The 21,900-nt window shown below is 68.8% G+C and carries 27 protein-coding genes; 13 read left to right on the forward strand and 14 right to left on the reverse strand.

The window, feature by feature from the left end; all coding sequences use genetic code 11:
- Positions 1-94 precede the first annotated feature (94 nt).
- From ACZZZN_RS17510 to ACZZZN_RS17525, 4 genes are all read left to right on the forward strand, one after another.
- On the forward strand, positions 95-1,132 hold the full coding sequence (locus ACZZZN_RS17510; RefSeq protein WP_463506406.1) for a TerC family protein: 1,038 nt from the start codon (positions 95-97) through the stop codon (positions 1,130-1,132).
- 94 nt (positions 1,133-1,226) lie between these two features.
- Positions 1,227-2,525: a hemolysin family protein gene (locus ACZZZN_RS17515; protein ID WP_463506407.1), complete on the forward strand. Its 1,299-nt coding sequence runs from the start codon at positions 1,227-1,229 to the stop codon at positions 2,523-2,525.
- A gap of 67 nt (positions 2,526-2,592) precedes the next feature.
- Positions 2,593-3,333, forward strand: coding sequence for an SDR family oxidoreductase (locus tag ACZZZN_RS17520; RefSeq protein WP_463506408.1), 741 nt, complete (start codon positions 2,593-2,595; stop codon positions 3,331-3,333).
- A 5-nt stretch (positions 3,334-3,338) separates the two neighbouring features.
- Complete coding sequence (locus tag ACZZZN_RS17525) at positions 3,339-3,971, forward strand: TetR-like C-terminal domain-containing protein (protein ID WP_463506409.1); 633 nt, start codon at positions 3,339-3,341, stop codon at positions 3,969-3,971.
- A 28-nt stretch (positions 3,972-3,999) separates the two neighbouring features.
- On the opposite strand, the gene ACZZZN_RS17530 is transcribed toward ACZZZN_RS17525, so the two are convergent.
- On the reverse strand, positions 4,000-4,740 hold the full coding sequence (locus tag ACZZZN_RS17530; RefSeq protein ID WP_463506410.1) for a phosphotransferase: 741 nt from the start codon (positions 4,738-4,740) through the stop codon (positions 4,000-4,002).
- A gap of 138 nt (positions 4,741-4,878) precedes the next feature.
- Between ACZZZN_RS17530 and ACZZZN_RS17535 the strand changes: the two genes are divergently transcribed.
- From ACZZZN_RS17535 to ACZZZN_RS17545, 3 genes are all read left to right on the forward strand, one after another.
- Positions 4,879-5,514 carry a roadblock/LC7 domain-containing protein gene (locus tag ACZZZN_RS17535; RefSeq protein ID WP_463506411.1) on the forward strand — a complete coding sequence of 212 codons (636 nt, stop codon included), beginning with the start codon at positions 4,879-4,881 and terminating at the stop codon, positions 5,512-5,514.
- Positions 5,515-5,710: 196 nt separating this feature from the next.
- Positions 5,711-6,472 (forward strand): SDR family NAD(P)-dependent oxidoreductase, encoded by a 762-nt coding sequence (locus ACZZZN_RS17540; protein WP_463506412.1) that lies wholly within the window; start codon positions 5,711-5,713, stop codon positions 6,470-6,472.
- A gap of 31 nt (positions 6,473-6,503) precedes the next feature.
- Entirely contained in the window at positions 6,504-7,334 is an 831-nt protein-coding gene (locus tag ACZZZN_RS17545) for an SDR family oxidoreductase (protein ID WP_463506413.1), read from the forward strand.
- A gap of 109 nt (positions 7,335-7,443) precedes the next feature.
- Here the strand turns inward: ACZZZN_RS17545 and ACZZZN_RS17550 are convergent, their stop codons facing one another.
- The 4 genes from ACZZZN_RS17550 to ACZZZN_RS17565 are packed head-to-tail and all read right to left on the reverse strand — an operon-like array spanning position 7,444 to position 10,044.
- A complete protein-coding gene (locus tag ACZZZN_RS17550; protein WP_463506414.1) occupies positions 7,444-8,193 on the reverse strand; it encodes a sulfite exporter TauE/SafE family protein in 750 nt (249 codons plus the stop codon).
- A 4-nt stretch (positions 8,194-8,197) separates the two neighbouring features.
- Positions 8,198-8,788 (reverse strand): ankyrin repeat domain-containing protein, encoded by a 591-nt coding sequence (locus tag ACZZZN_RS17555; protein WP_463506415.1) that lies wholly within the window; start codon positions 8,786-8,788, stop codon positions 8,198-8,200.
- Positions 8,789-8,798: 10 nt separating this feature from the next.
- Positions 8,799-9,437 (reverse strand): bifunctional 4-hydroxy-2-oxoglutarate aldolase/2-dehydro-3-deoxy-phosphogluconate aldolase, encoded by a 639-nt coding sequence (locus ACZZZN_RS17560; RefSeq protein ID WP_463506416.1) that lies wholly within the window; start codon positions 9,435-9,437, stop codon positions 8,799-8,801.
- 55 nt (positions 9,438-9,492) lie between these two features.
- The gene (locus ACZZZN_RS17565; RefSeq protein ID WP_463506417.1) at positions 9,493-10,044 is read right to left on the reverse strand and encodes a ribosomal protein L7/L12; all 552 of its coding nucleotides are present in this window, start codon (positions 10,042-10,044) and stop codon (positions 9,493-9,495) included.
- A 71-nt stretch (positions 10,045-10,115) separates the two neighbouring features.
- On the opposite strand from ACZZZN_RS17565, the gene rlmN reads away from it, so the two are divergent.
- Positions 10,116-11,405, forward strand: coding sequence for a dual-specificity RNA methyltransferase RlmN (gene rlmN / locus ACZZZN_RS17570; protein ID WP_463506418.1), 1,290 nt, complete (start codon positions 10,116-10,118; stop codon positions 11,403-11,405).
- Here the strand turns inward: rlmN and ACZZZN_RS17575 are convergent.
- Complete coding sequence (locus ACZZZN_RS17575; protein WP_463506419.1) at positions 11,354-12,034, reverse strand: NAD(P)H-dependent oxidoreductase; 681 nt, start codon at positions 12,032-12,034, stop codon at positions 11,354-11,356. The genes rlmN and ACZZZN_RS17575 overlap by 52 nt on opposite strands.
- Positions 12,035-12,100: 66 nt before the next feature.
- On the opposite strand from ACZZZN_RS17575, the gene ACZZZN_RS17580 reads away from it, so the two are divergent.
- The 3 genes from ACZZZN_RS17580 to ACZZZN_RS17590 all read left to right on the forward strand — a co-directional run bounded on the left by ACZZZN_RS17580 (position 12,101) and on the right by ACZZZN_RS17590 (position 15,469).
- Positions 12,101-12,667, forward strand: a complete 567-nt coding sequence (locus tag ACZZZN_RS17580; protein WP_463506420.1) for a TetR/AcrR family transcriptional regulator — start codon at positions 12,101-12,103, stop codon at positions 12,665-12,667.
- A gap of 89 nt (positions 12,668-12,756) precedes the next feature.
- Entirely contained in the window at positions 12,757-14,394 is a 1,638-nt protein-coding gene (locus ACZZZN_RS17585) for a DUF4407 domain-containing protein (protein ID WP_463506421.1), read from the forward strand.
- 61 nt (positions 14,395-14,455) lie between these two features.
- Positions 14,456-15,469 (forward strand): aldo/keto reductase family protein, encoded by a 1,014-nt coding sequence (locus ACZZZN_RS17590; RefSeq protein ID WP_463506422.1) that lies wholly within the window; start codon positions 14,456-14,458, stop codon positions 15,467-15,469.
- Positions 15,470-15,595: 126 nt separating this feature from the next.
- Here the strand turns inward: ACZZZN_RS17590 and ACZZZN_RS17595 are convergent, their stop codons facing one another.
- Together ACZZZN_RS17595 and ACZZZN_RS17600 are read right to left on the reverse strand one after the other, a co-directional pair.
- The gene (locus tag ACZZZN_RS17595; protein ID WP_463506423.1) at positions 15,596-16,252 is read right to left on the reverse strand and encodes a class I SAM-dependent methyltransferase; all 657 of its coding nucleotides are present in this window, start codon (positions 16,250-16,252) and stop codon (positions 15,596-15,598) included.
- A gap of 25 nt (positions 16,253-16,277) precedes the next feature.
- Positions 16,278-16,793, reverse strand: a complete 516-nt coding sequence (locus tag ACZZZN_RS17600; RefSeq protein WP_463506424.1) for a glycine cleavage system transcriptional repressor — start codon at positions 16,791-16,793, stop codon at positions 16,278-16,280.
- Positions 16,794-17,023: 230 nt separating this feature from the next.
- Between ACZZZN_RS17600 and ACZZZN_RS17605 the strand changes: the two genes are divergently transcribed.
- Both ACZZZN_RS17605 and ACZZZN_RS17610 read left to right on the forward strand, forming a co-directional pair.
- Positions 17,024-17,260 carry a hypothetical protein gene (locus ACZZZN_RS17605; protein WP_463506425.1) on the forward strand — a complete coding sequence of 79 codons (237 nt, stop codon included), beginning with the start codon at positions 17,024-17,026 and terminating at the stop codon, positions 17,258-17,260.
- Entirely contained in the window at positions 17,261-17,602 is a 342-nt protein-coding gene (locus ACZZZN_RS17610) for a hypothetical protein (protein ID WP_463506426.1), read from the forward strand.
- 7 nt (positions 17,603-17,609) lie between these two features.
- Here the strand turns inward: ACZZZN_RS17610 and ACZZZN_RS17615 are convergent, their stop codons facing one another.
- Genes ACZZZN_RS17615 through ACZZZN_RS17640 form a run of 6 tightly spaced genes read right to left on the reverse strand, consistent with a single transcriptional unit; the run spans position 17,610 to position 21,851 of the window.
- Positions 17,610-18,668: a PLP-dependent cysteine synthase family protein gene (locus ACZZZN_RS17615; protein WP_463506427.1), complete on the reverse strand. Its 1,059-nt coding sequence runs from the start codon at positions 18,666-18,668 to the stop codon at positions 17,610-17,612.
- Between the two features lie 20 nt (positions 18,669-18,688).
- Positions 18,689-19,630, reverse strand: a complete 942-nt coding sequence (locus ACZZZN_RS17620) for a hypothetical protein (RefSeq protein WP_463506428.1) — start codon at positions 19,628-19,630, stop codon at positions 18,689-18,691.
- Between the two features lie 16 nt (positions 19,631-19,646).
- Positions 19,647-20,111, reverse strand: a complete 465-nt coding sequence (locus tag ACZZZN_RS17625) for a hypothetical protein (protein WP_463506429.1) — start codon at positions 20,109-20,111, stop codon at positions 19,647-19,649.
- Positions 20,108-20,389, reverse strand: coding sequence for a WXG100 family type VII secretion target (locus tag ACZZZN_RS17630; protein ID WP_463506430.1), 282 nt, complete (start codon positions 20,387-20,389; stop codon positions 20,108-20,110). The genes ACZZZN_RS17625 and ACZZZN_RS17630 overlap by 4 nt, the downstream gene beginning before the upstream one ends.
- Entirely contained in the window at positions 20,386-20,727 is a 342-nt protein-coding gene (locus ACZZZN_RS17635) for a hypothetical protein (protein ID WP_463506431.1), read from the reverse strand. Before ACZZZN_RS17635 ends, ACZZZN_RS17630 begins: the two co-directional genes overlap by 4 nt.
- Entirely contained in the window at positions 20,724-21,851 is a 1,128-nt protein-coding gene (locus ACZZZN_RS17640) for an LXG domain-containing protein (protein ID WP_463506432.1), read from the reverse strand. Before ACZZZN_RS17640 ends, ACZZZN_RS17635 begins: the two co-directional genes overlap by 4 nt.
- Positions 21,852-21,900 lie beyond the last annotated feature (49 nt).

Genomic DNA, 21,900 nt, shown 5'->3' on the forward strand with positions numbered 1-21,900 from the left:
GATGTCCCTGCATCCCGGGTCCCCGGTCCTCGTTCTCGAGGATGGAGAAGACCTTGGCGTCGACATCGTCACGCCTTCGTCTCTGGAGACCTCCTTGAACATCACCCCCCTCGTGTGGATCATCACGATCGCCGTCACGATCGCCTTCTTCGTGTACGAGTTCTTCGCGCACGTCCGCAAGCCCCATGAGCCCACCATCGGCGAGTCCGCCCGCTGGTCGGCGTTCTACATCGGTCTCGCGCTGCTGTTCGGCGTCGGCATCGGCACCGTCTCGGGCTGGACCTACGGCGGCGAGTACTTCGCCGGCTATCTGACCGAGAAGGCACTGTCGATCGACAACCTCTTCGTCTTCCTGATCGTGATGACCGGCTTCGCCGTGCCGCGCATGTATCAGCAGAAGGTGCTGATGATCGGCATCGTGATCGCGCTGATCATGCGCGGTGGGTTCATCGCGCTCGGCGCCACCCTGATCGAGAACTTCTCCTGGATCTTCTACCTGTTCGGCGCGCTGCTGCTCTTCCTGGCGTACCGCCAGGCATTCGCGCAGGGTGACCACAACCCGGCGAACGGGCGTTTCATGCGCTTCGTGCGCCGCATCCTGCCGGTGAGCGACGAGTACAACGGCGACCGCCTCACGGTGAAGCGCGACGGCAAGCGCTTCTTCACCCCGATGTTCCTCGTGATCATCGCGATCGGCTTCGTCGACCTGATCTTCGCGGTCGACTCGATCCCCGCGATCTACGGTCTGACCGAAGAGGCGTACATCGTCTTCACCGCCAACGCCTTCGCGCTCATGGGTCTGCGCCAGCTGTACTTCCTCATCGGCGGTCTGCTCGAGCGTCTCGTGTACCTCGCGCAGGGCCTCGCGGTCATCCTCGCCTTCATCGGCGTCAAGCTCGTGCTGCACGCGATGCATGTCAACGAGCTGCCGTTCATCAACGGCGGCGAGCCGATGCTGTGGGCGCCCGAGATCCCGATCTGGTTCTCGCTGGTGTTCATCGGTGCGACCATCGCGGTCGCCACGGTCGCGAGCCTCATGAAGACGCGACGCGACGACCGGCGCGACGCCCTCGACAACTCCTCCTCCAGCTCTGCATCCCTCACCTCCGACACCCAGAAGGAACATTCGTGAACCAGTCGCGCCGCTCCGACGCGTCCGCAGACCCTGACAGACCCGGCGCCCGAATGACCTCGGGCGCCCCTGCACCTCGCGAGGTGACCCGCTGATGGGCGACCTCGCGCTGAACATCGCTCTGGTGTTCGTGTTCGTCCTCGTCGGTGGCGTGTTCGCCGCCACCGAGATGGCCCTCGTCACCCTGCGCGAGAGCCAGCTCAACGCGATCGCCGCCCGTGGCCGGCGCGGCGAGAAGGTCGCGAGCCTCGCCCGCAACCCCAACACCTTCCTCTCGGCGGTGCAGATCGGTGTGACGGTCGCGGGCTTCGCCTCGGCAGCCTACGGTGCGACCTCCATCGCCCCCTCGGTCGCACCGCTGCTCGAGAACCTCGGTGTCGCGGCCCCGCTGGCCCTGACGCTGGCGACCGTGCTGCTGACGCTCGTGATCGCATACCTGTCGCTCGTGCTCGGTGAACTCGTGCCCAAGCGGCTCGCCATCCAGCGCAACGCGCAGTTCGCCTATGCCGTCGCGCCCGTGCTCGACGGCTTCGCCACTGTGATGCGACCGGTCATCTGGCTGCTCTCGGTGTCGACCAACGCGGTCGTGCGGCTGCTCGGCGGTGACCCGCACAAGGCGGCCGACGAGCTCAGCGACGAAGAGCTGCGTGACATCGTCGCGACGCACCAGAGCCTCCCCGACGACGAGCGCCGCATCCTCGACGACGTCCTGTCGCTGCGCGGCCGTCAGGTCAGCGAGGTCATGCGACCGCGCCCCGAGGTCATCGCGCTCGACGGCGCGGCGACGCTTCGCGACTCCATCGCCCAGGTGAGGGAACTGCCGTTCTCGCGGTACCCGGTGATCGACACCTCGCTCGACGACATCGTGGGCTTCGTGCACGTGCGCGACCTGTTCGAGGCGGCCGCCGACGACTCGTCGCGTGCGGTGCTGGGGCTCATGCGTCCCGTCGAGTACGTGCCCTCGACCGCCGGTGTGCTGCCGACGCTGACCCGCATGCGCGCGGCGGGCCACCAGATCGCGGTCGTCGTCGACGAGTACGGCGGCACCGACGGCATCGTGACCCTCGAAGACCTCGTCGAGGAGGTCGTCGGCGAGATCTTCGACGAGTACGACACGGAAGAGCGGATGCCGGATGCCGGCGGCGCACTCGACGGTCGCCTCAACCTGCAGGATTTCGCCGAGATCACCGGAATCGACCTGCCTCGCGGCGCGTCGGACACGGTCGCGGGCTTCGTCACCGAGATGCTCGGACGCCTCGCCGTGGTCGGCGACGCGGTCGAGGTGCCGGGGGCGACGATCCGTGTGACGGCCGTCGACCGGCGACGGATCGCGGAGATCCGGGTCACCGTGCACGACGATGTCGAGCCGGATGCCGCATCGCGCCTCGAATGATATGGACAGATCGTTCATTTCCTGGTTATATGAACTTGGGTTCATATAACCAGGAAATGAGAAGCTCATGAGCACGACATCAGACAGGCGCGTCGCACTCGTCACAGGTGGTTCCGGAGGAATCGGGCAGGCGGTCGTCGAGCGGCTCGCTGCAGACGGCTACGCGGTCGCCGTGCACTATGCCGGAAATCGAGCGAAGGCCGAAGCCGTCGTGCAGCGGATCCTCGCCGCCGGCGGTGCGGCGACGGTGATCGGCGGCGACGTGGCGGACGAGCTGGCGATGGAGGCCGCGTTCGACCATGTCGACGCCGTCTTCGGCGGCATCGACGTCGTGGTGAACACCGCCGGCATCATGGTCCTCTCGCCGATCGCGACCATGGACCTGGCCGACCTCGACCGGATGCACCGCACCAACATCCGCGGCACCTTCGTCGTCTCGCAGCAGGCGGCACGGCGTGTGCGGCCCGGCGGCGCGATCGTGAACTTCTCGACGAGCGTCACCCGCACGAGCTTCCCCACGTACGGGGCGTATGCGGCCTCGAAGGCAGCTGTCGAGTCCCTGACCCTGGTGCTGGCCCGCGAGCTGCGCGGCAGGGACATCACCGTGAACGCCGTGGCTCCCGGGCCCACGGCCACAGCGCTGTTCCTCGACGGGAAAGACGAGAAGACGATCGAGAATCTCTCGCACGCCGCTCCGCTCGAGAGGCTCGGCGCGCCGGAGGACATCGCCGAGAGCGTCGCCTTCCTCGCAGGGCCCGCCCGATGGGTGAACGGCCAGGTCATCTTCGTCAACGGCGGAATGGCCTGATCGCAGTGACCAGCCACACGATCGGCGGAGTCCCCGACGGGGACGGCGCACCGGCTGCTCGCCGCGGACGCGGGCGGCGGCCGGCCGAAGCGGTGCGCGCCGATGTCCTGACCGCGGTCGGAGGGATTCTGCTCCGCGAGGGGCTGCCCGGCCTGACCTTCGAACGTGTCGCCCGCGAAGCGCCCGTCAGCAAGACCACGCTCTACAAGTGGTGGCCGTCGGTGGGCGCATTGGCGCTCGAAGGCTACTTCCAGAGCGTCGAGGTGGCGTTGACGTTCCCCGACACCGGTGATGTCCGAGCCGACGTCACGGCGCAGCTCCGCAGCTTCGTGTCGCTGATGACCACGTCTCCGGCAGGACGCATCCTGGCGGAGCTGATCGGGCAGTCGCAGACCGATCCGGTCCTCGCCGCCGACTATCGCCGGCTGTACTCGTCGCACCGCAGAGGACTCGCCGCGGATCGGTTCGCCATCGCCCAGCGCGAGGGGCAGATCAGGTCGGACATCGATGTGCAGGTTCTCGTCGATCAGCTGTGGGGGGCGGTCTATCACCGGATCCTGGTGCCGGACGAGCCCGTGACCGAGGCCTTCGCGACAGCCCTCGTGGGCAACCTGTTCGACGGCATCACTCCGCGGTGATCGGCCGGGGCCTCGGGGCCGGCGTCGCTCAGGTCTCGTTCCAGAGCCGCCGGTAGTACTCCAGTCGCTCCCGGTCGGGTGTGATGCCGTACGCCTCGATGAGCGCGTCCTCCCACCCGGGGCCGAAGTTCCACTCGGTGCTCATCGAGGCGACGGCGATGTCGGCCCAGCGATCGGCGACTCCGAGCGCTGCGAGGTCGACGTGCGCGAGCGGACGTCCGTCGTCGTCGAGCAGGGTGTTCGGCATGCAGGCGTCGCCGTGGCAGACGACGAGCCTGTCGTCGGACGGCGAGGTCATCAGGTCGGGCGGCACGACGACCCCACGCTCCCCGGCGTTCGCGATCCGGGATGCGGGACTCCACGTCCACGGGCAGTCGTCGACCGGCAGGGCGTCGTGAAGCGCGCGCAGGGCGGCGCCGACCGCGCGCACCGCGATGTCTGGGGTGTCGCGCCAGCGGCCGTCGACGGCACTGTGGCCGGGGAGCGCGGCGGTGACGAGCCACTCGTGATCGGCATCCGACCCCTGGTCGAGCACTTCGGGAACCGCGATCCACCGTCGCGCCCACCGCATGCGCTCGGCCTCGTCTCGCATGTTCGCCTCGAGGTCGTGCGGCCCCCACTTGATGTAGCGCGCGTCGTCGGTGCGGAACGTGAGTCCGCCGATGCCGTTGAGCCACACCGGCTCGAGTGCCGCCCCCGCGGCGAGGCGGCGGACGACATCGGGAACCCGGGTGGATGCGGGGGGCACGGATGCGAGCGGGAGGTTCACGTGACCATCCTGACATCCGATGCTGGAACGTATATCGGTATACGTGAATACTCCCGGATTTCCCCTCTGACCCCGGGTTAGTCTCGATCCCGGTCGCGCTCTGCGGCCGCACCAATCATTCACACACCAGAGGTCTCCGTGCGCGTTTCGTCCCGGTCACAGTGGTGGCGACGGAGCGGCAGCGATGCCGATGAGCCGTCGTCCGCCCCCGCGATCGTCGACGCCGACGCCTCAGAACGACTCACGGTCGACCTCCCGACGGCGACGGCGGTCTCGCCGCCCGATGCCGACGAGCAGGATCTCGATCAGTTCGTGAAGTGGATCCAGGCTGAAGCCAGTGCTCCCACGATCGCGCCCGAGTCGGCGCACCCCGAGACCATCCTGATCACAGAGGAGTACCCGAACATGAGCTCACTGGACGACGCGCTGCAGCAGCTGCTCGCCATCGAGGGCGCCACCGGCGCCGCCATCGTCGACTACGCGAGCGGCATGGCGCTGGCGCAGGGCGGCAACCCTTCGTTCGACCTGGGCATCGCGGCCGCCGGCAACTCGAACGTCGTGCGGGCGAAGCTCGTCACGATGCGCGACCTGGGCGTCACCGACGAGATCGATGACATCCTCATCACGCTGACCTCGCAGTACCACCTGATCAACGTGCTCAACACGCAGAACGCGAACGGGCTCTTCATCTATCTGGTGCTCACCAAGTCCTCGGCGAACCTCGCACTGGCTCGCCACAAGCTCAAGGCGATAGCCGCGCAGATCGAGGTCTGATCGGCAGTCTGGGGCGGCGCGTCCTTCAGAGGCGCGCCGAATCGAAGGGGGAGGCCCGTGGGGGGTCTTCCCCTTCGGTGCGCCTGAGATCGAGTCGGCGTAGGCTCGGTGGCGCCGGCCCCGATCACGCTCGCCCGTCGCTGGGACTGCGGATCAGTTAGGCTGACACTGAGTCGCACGTTCGAAGGAGAACCGCATGCAGATCCAGGGCTCGAGTGCTCTCGTCACCGGTGGCGCGTCAGGGTTGGGCCTCGCCACCGCGCGCAGGCTCGCCGCAGCAGGCGCGGTCGTCACGATCCTCGACCTTGCGTCGTCGGCCGGTGCAGAGATCGCCGCCGAGCTCGACGGCGTCTTCGCCGGGGGAGACGTGACCAGTGCCGAGGACGCCGCTGCGGCGGTCGCCGCAGCGCAGAGCCGGGCTCCGCTGCGTGCCGTCGTGAACTGCGCCGGCATCGCTCCGCCGGCCAAGGTCCTCGATCGGGACGGCACTCCTGCGGTGCTCGCCGATTTCGAGCGCGTCGTGCGGATCAACCTCGTCGGCACCTTCAACGTGCTCTCGCAGGCATCCGCCGTGATCGCGAAGAACGACCCGACGGCCGACGGCGATCGCGGAGTCATCGTCAACACCGCGAGCGTCGCAGCGTTCGACGGCCAGATCGGCCAGCCGGCGTACTCCGCCTCGAAGGGCGGCGTGCACGCGATGACGCTTCCCGTCGCGCGTGAGCTCGCCCGCCACGGCATCCGCGTGTGCACGATCGCTCCCGGCATCATGGAGACCCCGATGCTCATGGGGCTTCCGCAGGCCGCGCAGGACTCGCTCGGCCAGCAGGTGCCGTTCCCCTCGCGCCTCGGTCGGCCCGAGGAGTACGCCTCCCTCGTGCAGCAGATCATCGAGAACGGCTACCTCAACGGTGAGACGATCCGCCTCGACGGCGCCATCCGCATGGCGCCGAAGTAGACCCGAAGCCCCCACGTTCCAAGGAGAATCCATGTCACTGGCCGGCAAGACCATCCTGATGTCCGGCGGCAGCCGCGGCATCGGCCTCGCGATCGCCCTGCGCGCCGCCGCCGACGGCGCGAACATCGCGATGCTCGCGAAGACCGACACCCCGCATCCGAAGCTCGAAGGTACGGTGCACTCCGCGGCCGAGCAGATCAGGGCGGCAGGCGGCCAGGCGCTGCCGATCGTCGGAGACGTGCGCGACGACGACGACATCACCGAGGCCGTGCTGAAGACGCAGGGTGAGTTCGGCGGCATCGACATCGTCATCAACAACGCCAGCGTCATCGACCTGTCGCGCTCGCTCGACCTCGGCGCGAAGAAGTACGACCTGATGCAGGACGTGAACGTCCGCGGCACGTTCATGCTCTCGCGCGCGGCGGTTCCGATGCTCAAGGATGCCGCGAATCCGCACATCCTGTCGCTCTCGCCTCCTCTGAACCCGACGCCGAAGTGGCTCGGTGCACACACCGGATACACCCTCGCGAAGTTCGGCATGACGATGGTCACGCTCGGCCTCGCCGCCGAATTCGGGCGCGACGGCATCGCCGCGAACACCCTGTGGCCGCGGACGACCATCGCCACCGCTGCCGTGCAGAACCTGCTCGGCGGCGACAAGGTCATGGCCGCGAGCCGCACGCCCGACATCTACGCCGACGCCGCCTACGCCGTGCTGCTCAAGCCTGCGGCCGAGTACACGGGCCAGACCCTCATCGTCGAAGACGTGCTCGAGGCCGACGGTGTGACGGACTTCTCGCGGTACGCCGCGGTGCCCGGAACGCCCGACGACCGGCTGTTCCCCGACATCTTCCTCGACTGAGGCGGGCGCCGGTCGGAAAACGGAGACGGGATGCGCTCGGCCCCGCGCGTCGCTCGATGACGCGCCGAACTGACCCCCTTCCGTCTGCGTTTTCCCGAGGGAGCGCGGCTCAGAACAGCAGGTAGACGGCGCCGGCGATCGTCAAGACGATCACGATGCGGTCGAACAGCACCTGGTTCATGCGCTTCGCGAGGCGGATGCCGACGAGGGCGCCGAGCACGACGAGCGGCGCCAGCACGGCATCCATCAGCAGCACGTGCCCCTCGAACAGGCCGAGGCCCGCGAGGAACGGGATCTTCACGAGGTTGATGATCGCGAAGAACCACGCCGAGGTGCCGAGGAACACCTGCACGGGGGTGCGCGTCGCGAGGAAGTACATCGACATCACAGGCCCGCCGGCGTTCGCGACCATGGTCGTGAATCCGCCGAGGGTGCCGTAGACGCCCGAGAGCACGATGCCGCCGGGTGCGGGTGCCACGGCATCCGCCCTGTTCTGTCGCCATCGCCGCCACAGGGTCACCGCGATCATGGCGAGCAGGATCACGCCGATCGCCCGCCGCACGATGCCGTCGCCCGCGAGCGCGAGGAACGCGAAACCCGCCACGAGGCCGGCGATCACCGCCGGGGCGAGGCGCAGCAACGTGGGCCAGTGCGCGTGACGGCGATAGGTGATCAGCGCGAACACGTCGCCCACGATGAGCAGCAGGAGCATCGCCGCCGTCGACGTGCGCGCGGGCAGCACGGTCGCGAACAGAGCGATCGCCAGGATGCTGCCACCGGGGAGTGCGGTCTTCGAGATGCCGATGGTGACGGCGGCGAGGCCGAGCGCCGCCCAGGCGAGGGGAGCGAGGTCGATCACCGCGTCATCGTCTCTCCAGCAGGCCGACGATCTCGTCGTAGCCGCGGGCGGCGGCGAGGTCGCGAGGGAGCACGCCGTCTCCGTCGCGGATCGTGACGTCGGCCCCGCCGTCGAGCAGCGCGCGCACGACGGCGACGTAGGCCTCGGATCCGTCTCCGAGCACGATCGCCTCGTGCAGGGCGGTCCAGCGCAGGTTGTTGATGTGGTTCGGGTCGACGCCCGCCTCGAGCAGTATGCCGATGGTCGACAGCAACCCGCGCTCGGATGCCGGGATCAGCGCAGTGCCGCCGAAGCGATTGGTGCTGGCGAGATCGGCTCCGTGGTCGAGTGCCAGTTGCAGGATCTCGTCGTGTCCCCGAGCACCGGCGTAGAGGTAGGCGGAGTCCTGGATGTCGTCCTTGGCGTTCACATCGGCGCCGGCCTCGATCAGCATCCGGGCCGCGTCGATGTCGTTCGCCTTGGTGGCCGTGACGAGTGCGGTCATGTCGTCGTCGCCACGGGCTTCGATGTCGGCCCCGGCGTCGAGGGCGGTGCGCACGGCATTCGCGTCACCCGCGGCGGCAGCGGCGAGAAGGTCGCGAGTGCTGTCTGACATGAGCGGCGGATCAGGCGCGGGTCGCGGCGAGAGCTGCGGCGAAGCGAGCCGAGCGCTGTTCGATGTCGGCCCAGTCGGATGCCGCGAGCGAGGCGCCGTTGGCGAGGTCGCCACCCGCACCGACGGCCACGGCTCCGGCGCGGAACCAGTCGGAGAGGTTGTCGGGCGTCACGCCGCCGGTCGGCATGAGCGGCGCATCGGGGAAGGGGCCGCGCAGCGCGCCGAGGTACGAGGGGCCGCCCAGCGAGGCGGGGAAGATCTTCACCACGTCGACGCCGAGCTCGAGTGCGCCCATGACCTCTGTGGGGGTCATCGCACCCGTCATGACGACGCGGCCGGTGTCGAGCATCGCGCGGGTGAGGGCGGGGAGGGTGCCGGGGCTCACGAGGAACTCGGCCCCGGCATCCGCCGCGGCCGCGGCCTGTTCGACCGTGGTCACGGTGCCGGCGCCGATGTGCGCCGCGTCGCCGTGGCGGGCGATGAGCTCGCGGATCACTGCGGGCGCGTCGGGCGTCGAGAACGTGACCTCGATGCCGGTCACCCCGCCGCGGATGATCGCCTCTGACGCCTCGAGCGCGAGTTCGGGTGACGGGGCACGCAGAACGGCCAGCACTCCGGTGCTGCGGGTGCGGGCGAGACGGTCTGACATCGGGGCTCCTTCATCGGGGGATGCCCTCATTCTCCCGGACTGCGCCCCGCGAGGATCACAGGCGGTGCGGATGCGGCCACGACTCGACGAGGTCCTTCGATTCCTTGAGTCCGAAGCCGGTGTGCTCGCGGACCAGCTTGATCGCATGGATCTTCTGGTCGGTCGCGACGAGTCGGTCGATCTCGGCGGCGACGGATGCCGGCAGCTCGCCGCGCACCGACGAGGCCGTCGCCGTGATCGAGGAGCGGGCGACCGACGCGTTCGAGACGGCGGCCGTGTGTGGAGCCGTCGTGCTGACCGACCAGTGGTCGATCCTGTCCTTCGCGTCCTGCAGACGCACACCCGTGTGCTGGCGGTAGACCTTGATGGCTCGGATCTTCTGGTCGGCGGTCACGAGGCGGTCGATCTCGGCGATCACGTCGGGCGTCAGGCCGGATGCCGGGCTGATCGTCGAGGTCGCGGGAGCCGAGCCCTGTCGCGCGGGCGAGGGGTGGTAGACCTGGGCGTCCGGCACCTTCGGGCTCATGCCGCGCAGCGCCGCGGCGATGATCACCGCTCCGACGGCGATGACCACGAGGACGATACCGATCCACAGGATGAGCTCCATGGCCTCAGTCTAGGGACGCGGTCTTCGGTGCCCCAGCCGCCTCCCACCCGGCACCGCGTACCCTGGAGGGTATGACCGAGACTCCCCGCACGCGCGAGACGCGCCCCGCCACGGCACCCGCGTCGTCCCGTTCGGGGGCTGTCCGTTCCACCGGCACCCCGCAGGTGCGCCCTACGACCGAGGGATGGACGCAGCAGAAGGACGCCGAAGGGCGGCCGCTGCTGCAGTTCGCGAGCCCCAAGCGCGGCAAGCCGCCGGTGCACCTCGCCGACCTCACCCCGGCCGAGCGGGTCGAGAAGGTCAAGGAGCTGGGCCTGCCCGGATTCCGTGCGAAGCAGCTCTCGACCCACTACTTCCGTCACTACACGTCGGATGCTGCCGAGATGACCGACCTCCCGGCCGACACCCGCGAGCAGCTCGTCGCCGGCATGCTGCCGCCGCTGCTCACCGAGGTGCGTCGCCTCGAGACCGACCGTGGCGACACGATCAAGTTCCTGTGGCGTCTGCACGACGGCGCGCTCGTCGAGTCGGTGCTCATGCGCTACCCGGGCCGCATCACCCTGTGCGTGTCGTCGCAGGCCGGATGCGGCATGAACTGCCCGTTCTGCGCCACCGGCCAGGCCGGCCTCACGCGCAACATGTCGACGGCTGAGATCATCGAGCAGATCGTGCGGGCGAACCGTCTGATCGCCGAGGGCGGCCTCGGCGGCAAGAAGGCCGACGACCACTCGATGGAGCGCGTCTCGAACATCGTCTTCATGGGTATGGGCGAGCCGCTCGCCAACTACAAGCGTGTGATGGATGCGGTTCGCTCGATGGTCGCACCGCAGCCCGACGGCCTCGGCATGAGCGCTCGCGGCATCACGGTGTCGACGGTCGGACTCGTGCCGGCGATCAAGAAGCTCGCCGACGAGGGCATCCCGGTGACCTTCGCCCTGTCGCTGCATGCGCCCGACGACCACCTGCGCGACGAGCTCATTCCGGTGAACTCGCGCTGGAAGGTCGACGAGGCGCTCGACGCCGCCTACGACTACTACGCCAAGACCGGTCGCCGTGTCTCGATCGAGTACGCGCTGATCAAGGACATGAACGATCATGCCTGGCGTGCCGACCTGCTCGCCGACAAGCTCAACGAGCGCGGTCGCGGGTGGGTGCACGTCAACCCGATCCCGCTGAACCCGACGCCCGGGTCGATCTGGACCTCGTCCGAGCCCTCGGTGCAGAACGAGTTCGTGCGTCGGCTCAACGACGCAGGCATCCCGACGACCCTCCGCGACACCCGCGGCAAGGAGATCGACGGAGCCTGCGGTCAGCTCGTCGCGACGACAGAGGACGAGGCGGCGTCGGCCGCGATGGCCTGAGTTCCTGCGTTGGGCGGAGTTTCCGCGGTCGCCTGAGCGTCTGAGCCACGGCGCTGGCCCTGGTCACGGATGCCGTCTCGGCGGCCCAGGGTCTCTGCGCGGTCGAGCCACGATGCGATGCGCGCGGGGCTGGCGTCCTTGACGCCCAGCATGCGTGTGGTGCGCACCGAGCGGATGCCGCAGAAGCGCATCGTGCCTCGGGCGACGTGCGTCTGCGCGGGCAGCCCGGTGAACGGTGTGAGGAACCACGGGGTGTCGGCGAGCAGGAAGAGACGGCCGTTCGCTGCGGTCAGCAGACCCTCGGGCATCCCGAGCTTCGAGTACCGATACTCCTGCTGGGGGAGCAGGGCTCGGTCGAAGAACCCCTTGAGCAGTGCGGGCACCGACCCCCACCAGAGCGGGGTGAAGACCACGACCGTCTGCGCCTCGGCGAGCGCGCGCTTGGCATCGACCAGGTCGGGCTCGAGCTGCATGCGCTGGCGGTAGCCGAAGCGCAGCGACGGATCGAAGTCGAGGTCTCGCAGCGCGAGGATGCGGGCGTCGCCGTGCGCCGCGGCGTAGCGCCGGGCGAGTTCGGCGGTGAGGGATCGAGCATCCGGGTGGCCGTCGATGATCAGTGCGGAAGACATGCGAGCTCCTATGTTGACAGTGTCAAGCAGTGGTGGACACTGTCAAGATAGGCAACAATGTTGCTTGTGTCAAGTTCCCGATCCGGCTATCACCACGGCGATCTCGCCCACGCTCTCGAGGCTGCGGCGATGCAGCTGCTCGCCGAGAAGCCGGCAGGCGAGATCAGCCTGCGCGAGGTCGCTCGCTCCGCCGATGTGAGCCACAACGCGCCGTACCACCACTTCTCGGATCGTCGAGGGCTGCTCACAGTGCTCGCCGAGCGAAGCATGGCCGATCTCGTGGCCGCGGTGCGCACGGCGATCGAGGGGCAACCCGATCCGCGATCCGCAGCGATCGAGGGCGGTGCCGCGTACATCCGCTTCGCCGTCGAGCATCCGCACGGCTTCGACGTGATCTACGACCCCACCGTCTGCATCCCCGGGGAGCCGAGTGAGACCATGGCACCGCTGATCGCCGAACTCGAAGAGCTGCTGTCCGAGGCATCCGTCGCCGCCGGCCTCGACCCGCAGAGCGTCACCGGGGTCTGGGGCTTGGTGCACGGGCTCGGCACCCTGTGTGCCGCAGGGCACTTCTCGCTCGACGAGGCGCTGGCTGCGAGCTCGGATGCGCTCACCCGGATGCTGTCGCGCTGAGTGTCACGCCGACGATGAACAGCGTCACAGAGGCGGAAACACAGGGTTCGTGCACGTTTTCCACAGGCGACGTTTCGTAGATTGTCGGGATGCCCTATTCTGCCCACCGCCCCGGACGGTTCGATTCGCAGGGTCGGATCATCCTCGACAGCGACCCGAACGCTGACACGGACGATCTCGACTTCCTCCGCGAGTACGAGCCCACAGGTGCCGATCTGCAGGCGCCGGAGCGCGCCCACGAGGCGCCGCGGACGGAGCAGGACCCCGCGCAGGATGCCGCAGCATCCGCCGCCCCCACGCCCGCGCGCGAGCCGAAGCCCCGCCGCCAGCCGCGTGAGCGCAAGCCCGCCGTGCCCGGTTCGCGACTGCGCAAGCTCGCGATCCTCGGAGGCGCCGAAGGGGAGATCCTCGACCGGGTGCCCGGCGAGACTCCGCGGTTCGTGCAGATGTTCTTCGTGCTCGCCGGCACCGCGCTGGTCTCGGCGATCTCGATGCTGTTCGCGCTGACCACCGGTGTGCAGGCGGCGATCTGGGTCGCTGTGCCACTGGCCGTCGTGTGGGCGCTGATCATCTTCAACCTCGACCGGTTCCTCACCTCGACCATGACGTCGACGCGGAACGTCTGGAAGCTCATCGGCCTCGCCATCCCGCGTGTGGTGATGGCCGCGATCATCGGCTTCGTCGTCGCAGAGCCCCTCGTGCTGCAGATCTTCCACAACGACATCGCGCGCGAAGTCGCCTCGACCAACATCACCCAGGCGCAGGCCGACCAGGATGCGCTCGAGACAGGCCCCGAGCGCAAGGCACTCGATGCGGCGTCAGACCGAGTCGCCACGCTCGAGAACCAGGCGGCCACCGGCGTCGTCGCGGGCACCGACACCTCGTCGGCGACCGAGTCGGCCGCACAGGCGACGGTCGACGACCTCACCGCCAAGATGACCGCCCAGCAGGCCGTCATCGATCAGGCTCGGGTGCTGTACCAGTGCGAGCTCACAGGCGACGGCGCGGGCACGGTGCCCGGCTGCACCGGCGTGAACGGCGAGGGCGCGAGTTCGGATGCCGCACAGGCCCAGCTCGCCGAGGCTCAGCAGACCTATGACGCTCTCGCCGCGCAGCTGCGCACCGCCAACGAGGAGCTCGCCGAGGCCGGCACCGCCGCCAAGGAGAACACCAGCACGTCGGAGGCGCAGAACCGCGAGGAGGCGCAGTCGCAGCTCCCCGCCGCACGCGACAGCTACGACACCGCGCTCGCCGCCTATAACGCGCGCGCTGAATCGGTGGCATCCGGAAACGCGGGTGCCATCGGTCTGCTGAGCCAGATCAGCGGCCTCAACCGTCTCAGCGAGAAGGAGCCCACGATCCTGTGGGCGCACATCCTGATCGCGGCGCTGTTCTTCATGATCGAGCTGCTGCCCGTGCTCGTGAAGGTGCTCACCTCGTACGGCGACCCGTCGCTCTATGAGAAGGCCGCAGCCATCCGCAAGCAGGTCGCTCTCGACAAGGTGACCGCCGAGGGCTTCCGCGACCGCGCCGCGATCGTGACCACGCAGTCGCAGGGCATCGAGGCGCAGGCCGGGACGGGCGAACCCCAGACCCGGGCGGAGCGCAAGGAGGCCACGCAGGCAGCCGAGGAACGCGACGCCGCGCAGGAGCGCGAGCGCGCCGAGAAGCGCGCGCAGGCGCAGACGCTCGCCGAGCAGGAGCAGCTGGTCGAACCTCGCGTCTGACGTCGGTTCCGGGTCACGGTGATCCCGCCCCGGTGTCTGCTGCGGCCGGTAGCGTGGTGCCATGGTCAACTATCGCTATCTCGGCAACAGCGGTCTCAAGGTCTCTGAGATCACCTATGGCAACTGGGTCACCCACGCATCGCAGGTCGGCGACGACGCCGCCGTCAAGACCGTGCACGCGGCGCTCGACGCCGGCATCACCACTTTCGACACCGCGGACACGTACGCGAACACCGCGGCGGAGGTCGTGCTCGGCACGGCTCTCGAGGGTCAGCGTCGCGAGAGCCTCGAGATCTTCACGAAGGTCTACTTCCCGACCGGCCCCAAGGGACCGAACGACACCGGACTCAGCCGCAAGCACATCCTCGAATCGATCAACGGGTCGCTGACGCGGCTCGGCACCGACTACGTCGACCTCTACCAGGCGCACCGTTTCGACTACGAGACCCCGCTGGAAGAGACGTTCCAGGCGTTCGCCGACGTGGTTCGTCAGGGCAAGGCCCTCTACATCGGCGTCTCGGAGTGGACGGCCGAGCAGCTGCGGGAGGGGCACGCACTCGCGAAGCAGCTCGGCGTGCAGCTCATCTCGAACCAGCCTGAGTACTCGATGCTGCACCGCGTGATCGAGGGCAAGGTCGTGCCCGCGTCGGAGGAGCTGGGCATCTCGCAGATCGTCTGGTCGCCGATGGCGCAGGGAGTGCTCTCGGGCAAGTACCTGCCCGGCCAGCCGGTTCCCGCAGGCTCCCGCGCGACCGACTCCCACAGCGGTGCGGAGTTCATCAAGCGGTTCATGCAGGATGACATCCTCACCGCAGTGCAGAAGCTCAAGCCGATCGCCGCGGAGGCGGGCCTGTCGATGCCGCAGCTCGCGATCGCCTGGGTGCTGCAGAACAAGAACGTCGCCGCGGCCCTGGTCGGAGCATCCCGCCCCGAGCAGCTCGCCGACACGGTCAAGGCCTCGGGTGTGACGCTCGATGCCGACACGCTCGCCGCGATCGACACCGCTCTCGGCGACACGGTCCACAGCGATGTCGAGGCCACCTACTCGAGGTCGCCGAAGGCGCGCATGGTCTGAGGTGTGGTGACCGGAGTTCTCCGGTCGCACTTCGTGCCGCTCAGGGGCGCTCGCAGCGGCACGAAGTGCGACGGGAACCTCGTGCGGCGGCACTGACTGCGACCGGAACCACATGCGTTGGCGCGATCACGCAGGATGGATCGGCGCCTGCCACCAGGCGGTATAGCGCCAGAAGAGTCTGCGGCGCATCCGGATGCCGGGGAGCAGATCGCCGGCGATCGCGCGGATCTCCTCGAACGATCGGCTCGCCTCCGTGGTCGGCGCCCGCATGTGCGCGGGAGGTTGAGTCGCGCGCGAGGGGTGACGGATCAGCCCGATGAGCGGGTTCAGCAGCAACGAGATCGCTGAACGGAGCGCATCCCTCGGAGTCTCCCGGGCGAGGCCGACGATCACGATTCGACCGCCGGGGCGCAGTGCCGTGCGAGCATCCTGCAACGCGCTGTGCAGAGGCATGTGATGCAGCGACGCCACGAACACGATCACGTCGTACGCGGCCTCCGGCTCGGATCCGAAGATGCGTCTTTCGATCCGAACGCCCGAACCGGTGAACCGTCGGGTGGCGGCGGCCGCCGTCGCGGCATCCGGTTCGATTCCGACCGTGATGGGAAGAACTTCTGACAGTTCGCCGAGCAGATCACCCATGCCGCACCCCACGTCGAGCGCCGTATCTCCGCCGGCCCGACGCACGGCACGGGCGTGCCTGAGCACGAAGCCCGAGTAGGCGTCGTTGTGCGACCAGGGGTGAGCGGCGTTCACCCGGTTCGCGGCATCGACAAGGCCCATCCGCTGCGCTTCCGAATGCTGCGGGTCAGGCGACGGTGATGTCGACCTGCACCTCGGTGGCGATGCGCTCGAGGTCGCGGCGCAGCGCGTCGAGGTCGACGGAGGCAGGCACGCGGGCGATGACGGATGCTTCGAAGAGGCGGCCGCCGGCCATCGCGGCGTCACGCGTCTCGGTCGCGAGCTCTTCGATGCTGAGCTCGTGGGAGTTCAAGACGTTCGACACCTCGCGGACGATTCCGGGGCGATCGTTGCCGAGCACCTGGATCTCGAGGACCCGGTCGTCGGCGTCCGACTCTGCTGAGGCGCCCGTGAGCACGGCGAGCGTGAGAAGGCCTTGGCCCTGGAGTTCGCGGAGGGCGGCCTGCAGACCCTCGGAGTGCTCGGGAGCGACCGACACCTCGATCACGCCGGCGAAGGTTCCGGCGAGCTCGGCCAGCGAGCTGTTCTCCCAGTTTCCGCCGTGGGCATCGACGACATCGGCGACGGCTGCGACGAGACCGGGGCGATCGGCACCCGCGACAGTGAGGATGAGAGTTGTCATGCGGCCAGCGTAGCCGTCGCCGCGTCGGCGCTCGCCGGTCGTTGAACCGCCAGGCATGACTGTTTTTTTGAATGACTCAAAACAAGCTACGATGGAAGCACAACGTGGTGCCGGGGTTGCAGCCCCGGCACCACTGTCCGTGAAGCACCACCATCCCGACAGAGGAGGCTCGAATGAGTCACGAACACGCCAAAGATAGCCCATCGCGAGCACTGCCGATGGAGCAGTCGATGGGGCGCGCAGCCCGCGAACGCATCGTTCGCGAAGCTCTCGAGCGCATCGACGGAGCGCCGGCGCCGACGGTCGACATGATGCAGGCGGCGATGGGATCCGAAGCGCAGATTCGCCTCGTGCACGACGTCGTCCGTGCCTACCTCGACGAACACGACTTCGCCGACATGAAGGCGTGGGCGCAGACTCGGCATGAGCGCTCACAGAACCCCGTCGCATCTGCGAGCGTGATCTGAATGAGCGCCGCATCGATCGCGCAACTCCCGGTGTCCCCGTTCGACGGACGGCACACTGTGCAGCACGTCGCCCAGTCGGACCTGCTCTCGACGCCGCCCCGCGGCATCCACTCGTCGAGTGTGGTGGCGCGCGTCGAATCCGGAGGGCTCGGTCGTCCGAGTTTCGTGGTCGTCGAGTGCTCAGACGGCCGGATCCCGGCCGCGCTGGTGCTCGAGTACGGAGACGCGGATGCCGAGCAGGCGAGGTCGGCCCGCGTGTGGAGCCGCGCGGGCGGCAGGGGAAGTGCCCCGCTGTACCGTCTCAGCAGCGACAGCTCTTCGGGGGGCTACGTCACCGCGTGAGGATGGATCACTCGACCCAGTCGCCGGTCTCCAACAGGTGATCGAGCCGGGCGCGGTGCGGGGCGAGGTCCCAGCCCTGCTCCGCGACCCAGTCGTCGTTGAAGTACGTGCCGGCGTAGCGGATGCCGCTGTCGCAGATGAGTGTGACGATGCTGCCGGTCTCGCCCGCGGCCCGCATGCGCGCGATGAGCTGGAACGCTCCGTACAGGTTGGTGCCTGTCGAGCCGCCCGCGAGATGCAGTGTGCGTTCGCGCAGCATCCGGATCGCGGCGATCGACCCGGCGTCCGGCACGCGGATCATCTCGTCGATCACGCTCGGCACGAACGACGCCTCGACCCGGGGCCGACCGATGCCCTCGATGCGACTGGGGCGTCCGGCGGGTGGGTCGACCGTGCCCGCCCATCCGTCGTAGAACGCCGAGCCCTCGGGGTCGACGACGGCGATCTGCGTCTCATGACGGCGGTACTTCACATACCGCCCGAACGTCGCGCTCGTACCGCCGGTGCCCGCACCGACGACGATCCAGCGCGGGATCGGATGCCGTTCCTGAGACAGCTGGCTGAACACGCTCTCGGCGATGTTGTTGTTGCCGCGCCAGTCGGTCGCGCGCTCGGCGAACGTGAACTGGTCGAGGTAGTGGCCGTGGCATTCGGCGGCCAGGCGCTGCGCCTCGGGAGACATGTCTTCGGCGCGGTCGACGAAGTGGCAGCGACCGCCGTAGAACTCGATGAGGTCGATCTTCTCCTGGCTGGTCGACCGTGGCACCACCGTCACGAACGGCAGCCCCAGCATCCGTGCGAAGTAGGCCTCCGAGACGGCCGTCGAGCCGCTCGACGATTCGACCAGCGTGGAATTCTCCGTGATCCGCCCGTTGACGAGCCCGTAGAGGATGAGCGAGCGGGCGAGGCGGTGCTTGAGCGAGCCGGTCGGATGCACCGACTCGTCCTTCAAATACAGATCGATGCCCCACTCCGGCGGCAGCGGGAAGAGGTGCAGGTGCGTGTCTGCACTGCGGTTCGCGTCGGCTTCCAGCAGGGCGATCGCGGTGCTGGTCCAGTCGCTCATCCTTCGAGCGTATCGCTCCTCTACTTCGGCGTGTATCCGCCCGCGCCCGTCTCGCCGTCATAGGTGAAGACCTTGTCTTCGAGCGTGATCTCGATGTCGTCGCCGAGCGGCTGCTGAGCGAGCAGACGCTCCTCGAGCATCGTCATGCGCTGCTCGTACTCGTCGGCTGTGGCGGCGTCGACGCCCCAGATGGTCGCGACCTTCATGTCGGTGAGGAAGTAGAGGAAGGCGCTGACGGCAGTGCGGTTGAACTCGGTGTCAGGGATGCTCTGCCACAGTTCGCCAGAGTCGCGGAGGCGCTTGTACTCGTCGATCTTCTGCTCGAGGCGGTCGGCGATGGCCGTGCCGGCCTCGGGATCGGCGGGGGCGTCTGAGCCGGCGTCGGCGTCGGCATCGGGGTCGGCGTCGTCGGGGCCGGCGCTCGGCTCGTCGGGCTGGACGGCGGTCGGGCTCGGCACCGCGATCGGCGTCGGCGGCGTGGCGCCCAGGAACAGGCCGACGGCCACCGCGACGCCGACCACCCCGAGCACGACGAGTCCGCCGACGACGCCGAGAATCACGGCGAGGGTGCGCCCGCCGGAGCGTGGGGGAGGCGGAGCCGACGAGGTGAGCGGGTAGGCGCCGGCGCCGGCGCCGTAAGGCGCGGGCTGCGGGTAGTTCTGCTGCGGATAGTTCTGCTGCGGGTAGCCGGGTTGCGGGTACCCCGGTTGCGGGTAGTTCTGCTGGGGGTATCCGCGCGGCGGATGCTGAGGGTATTCGCTCGCGTATGGCGGCACTGCGCCCGGAGGACCACCCTGCACGGGCGCTCCCGGCCACTGCGGCGGCGGCGGGCCGGCGGGTGAGCCGAGCGATGGGGCGAGCGGGACGGCGGGCTCGGCCGCATCGACGGGAGTCGGTGGAACGACGTGCTCGGGCGCGCCGACGTGTTCTGGCTGCGCCGCAGCATCCTGCTCGTTCGTCATCGAGGCTCTCCCCGCGTCATCGGTCGCACGTGAGGTCGATGGTGAGCGAGCCGTCCACCTCGATGGCGTTCTCGGTGTCGAAAGAGCCAGTGCCGGGTTGGTCGCCCGGCTCGGCCTCGGCGATGGTGACCGTCCCCGGAGCCGCGTCGATGCGGATGCGGTCCCCGTCCACCTCGATGTCGATGTCACGCGCCTCGAACAGGTGGATGCGCTCGTCGTTGACCCAGGCGCTGACGGAGGACTGCTGTGCGCCGTCGCCGAACTGCACGGTGACCCCGGTCTGGGGTGCGTCGGTCGCGATGCCGCTCGCACTCGTGGTCGTGCACCGCACGGACGCCGGGTTCCCGGAGACAGTCGTCTGGCCGTCGCCGTCGTCGAACGAGATCGAGACCCCGGCGGAGGCAGACGCGCACCCGGCGAGCAGCAGCACCGCACCGACGATGCCGGACGCGAGGGCGAGTCCGGCGCGGAGGCGGCTCATCGCGCCCAGGCGCCGGCGCGGCGCGCATCGAAGTCGTCCACGTCGTCGATGTGTCTCGTCGCACGCTCGCGCGCGGAGGCTGCGAGTGCGCGGAGCGCGCGGATGTCGGCGTTCCAGCGCCGCTGGGAGACGTGGAACGCCTCACGCGCCTCTCCGTTCCACGCGCCCTCGAGGCGGTCGAGGTGGGCTTCCAGGGCATCGAGCTGCTCGGCGATGCCGTCGAGTCCCGCCTGCACCTGGTCCAGGGCCGCGATCGCGGAACGGGAGACCTTGATCATTCGGGTGTTCCTTCCTCGGCGCCCTCGATGCTCTCGATGACGTCGCGGGCGTCCTCCGGGATGGCGTCGCCGTGTGGGATCGGGAGGAGATCGTCCCTGAGAAGCGCGCTCAGGGACTGCTGTCCGGCGAGAACCGCTCGGATCCGCTGCCGGAGCTCGGGGCTCGCGTGCGCGGTGTCCGCCGCGCGCTCGAGCTCGGCGCGGACCTCGCGGATGAGGGGCGACGAGGCCGGGATGCTGCCCACGAGCGGCCGATCGTCCGCTGCAGCGAAGGGCGAAGGACGGAGCGCATCCCCGAGCCTCGCCTCCATGGCTGCGACGCGTTCTTCTCGGGTCATCCTGTCGTCTCCATCGTCGGGATGTGCAGATCGGTGGTGACGTCGCTGAGATCCGCGGAGAGATGTCGCACGGCGTCGAGGAGCGTGAGGATCGTCAGGGCGTTCTGAATGCCGTCCCACACTTCCTTCGCGCTCTTCAGCGCCCAGAGGAGTGAGACGCCTGCCGTGCCGTAGCCGACGACGGGGCCGACGCCGCTCGGAGCCGTCGCGGTGCCGGCTGCGGCAGCAGCCGCCGCGACGAGGATCGCGTCGATGAACCCGTGCGCGGACCCGGCGAGCGCTTCGAACTCGAGCTCGACGCCCTGCAGGAACTGACTGAACTGCCCGGCTGCATCCCCGATCTCCGAGCTCGCATCGCGGAGCTGCTCGAGGAGGTGCTCGAAGTAGTCCTGCGCGCTGTTCGCGGCGTAGCCCTGCCAGTACACGGACAGGGCGCCCTTCGCGGACTCCAGGTTGTCGGCGACCTCGCTGAGCATCGTGCTGATGCCCTCGAGCATGAAGCGGAACTCGTAGAGCTCCGACCAGCGCCCGCCGAAGACCTCGAGGAGGTCTTCTTTGATGCTCTGCGCGCCGATCCATCCCATGACCGTCCAGACCCACTCCGACGGACTGAGGAGGTCGCCGGGCAGCAGCGCGGTGCCCTGCTCGTCGAGGTTGTCGTACTGTCCTCCCGCATCGCAGTAGAAGGCGATGCCGCCCCCGTTCAGCGGGTAGACGGGGAAGAGCTCCCCGTCGTCCGTGCGGTCGGTGGACGGGGCGAGCTCGGCGTCGCTCCGGCGCCCCGGCGCATCGGGATCGAAGTCGTTGTACTCGTCCGGGTCGTACGCGTCGAGCTCGGCGGCGGACATCATGTCCATGGTGTCGGCCTCGGCGGCGACGTCCCGCAGTTCGGTGCCGACCCCGACGAGCACCTCCTGGACGTGTCCGAGGAAGACCGAGAGGCCGTCGCTGATGTCGATGGCCTGCTCAGCCGCGCCCGAATACAGCGGGTACTCGCTCGAGTCGCCGACTGGGTGCTCGTCCACCCATGTCTTGCCGTCGCCGACGAGCTGCGCGCACTGATCGAAGGCGCGCGCCTGATCGATGAGCCCGCCCGGTGTGATCCAGAAATCGGTATCGGACATGTTCCCCCCTCGGATCCGATGGTGTCATCGTATGTCACCGGCCGCCCCC

Source organism: Microbacterium sp. AC145, from assembly GCF_979258505.1.